This is a genomic window from Undibacterium sp. SXout20W (genome assembly GCF_049340285.1).
Classification (GTDB): Bacteria; Pseudomonadota; Gammaproteobacteria; order Burkholderiales; family Burkholderiaceae_D; genus Undibacterium.
Genome location: NZ_JBMPPH010000124.1, coordinates 1 through 497 on the forward strand (window position 1 = coordinate 1; position 497 = coordinate 497).

Annotated in this window: 1 protein-coding gene; it reads right to left on the reverse strand. The window is 34.6% G+C overall.

Translation table 11 applies throughout. From position 1 onward, the window contains the following. Window positions 1-105: 105 nt before the first annotated feature. Window positions 106-497: plasmid recombination protein (locus tag ACO0K1_RS20295; protein ID WP_423029024.1), on the reverse strand; the 392-nt coding region annotated here is incomplete at its 5' end.

Sequence of the window (497 nt, forward strand, 5' to 3'; positions counted from 1 at the left end):
GGGTAAGATGTGTGTATGTCATTTCGGGCAACTTTGACTTGGAGGTCTGGAAGGCCGGATGCTACTGCATCTTCCCACCTTTAACCATTTATCTTCAGTTGCACTTCATAGTTGAACTCGCGATTTTTTTACAGATTCAATTTCAGTAGAAACAAAAAAATGCAGGTGCGGAGTTTTCTCATCATGGTGCAAGACAGCCAATTTTAATTGATCGCCAAACTCATTTTTCATAAATTTAATTTGATCACTTGCCCAATTATTTATTTCAATTTCAGATTTATTTTTAAAAAATTCTGGCGATGCTGTCGCAACATATTCAAAAGCCAAAGTATTATTTTGTTTTTCTTTTACACCCAAACTCAAATAATATTCAGTTAGTTTTTTCTGAAAACTGCTGGCATCATTTTGATCAATTCCTAACGGATTGAACAAAATTTTATTGAGGTGGCTACGCCCAGAATCAATATTACTTTGATTCCTTAGCCTCAAATTATGCT